The organism is Bacillus sp. AFS001701 (assembly GCF_002559405.1).
In the GTDB taxonomy this organism is placed as follows: domain Bacteria; phylum Bacillota; class Bacilli; order Bacillales; family Bacillaceae_G; genus Gottfriedia.
This window is the reverse complement of record NZ_NTZO01000621.1, coordinates 1-451: the sequence shown is the minus strand read 5'-3', so window position 1 is coordinate 451 and position 451 is coordinate 1. Positions and strand designations below refer to the sequence as shown.

Below are 451 nucleotides of genomic sequence, written 5' to 3'. Positions count from 1 at the left end.
CACTATAGTAATAAATTTTTTCCTATTAATTTTACGTTCTACAATTATGAATTTCAGTTTTTAAATAATTTTTCCTTAATCTAATGTTGAACCAAATTGGAAATACGGAAAAACCGATACTTGATTAAGTATCGGTTTTGTCTATATTGATCATAAAACCGTCTTTACTTTGTTTAATTGTAATGCTATCAATTGAACTATTATCAATTACAATACTTTCGGCTGTGTTACTGTCATTTGAATTGATATCAATTGAAACGTTATCAGTAGAAATACGATCACTTGGATTGCTATCATTTGAGCTAATATCAATCGAATCAATCGAACTATCAGTTATATTACCATCAATTATATTACTATCAGTGATACTGCTATTCGAAATAGTACTATTCATTGTAGTGCAATTCGATATTATACTATTTGTAATCATGCAATTTGTAAGTTTACAATT

At 26.6% G+C, this 451-nt stretch carries 1 protein-coding gene; it reads right to left on the bottom strand.

Annotated features, from left to right (window positions below):
* Positions 1–124 precede the first annotated feature (124 nt).
* Positions 125–451 (bottom strand): hypothetical protein (locus tag CN514_RS24120; RefSeq protein ID WP_217993961.1); only part of this gene is annotated, 327 nt, incomplete at its 5' end.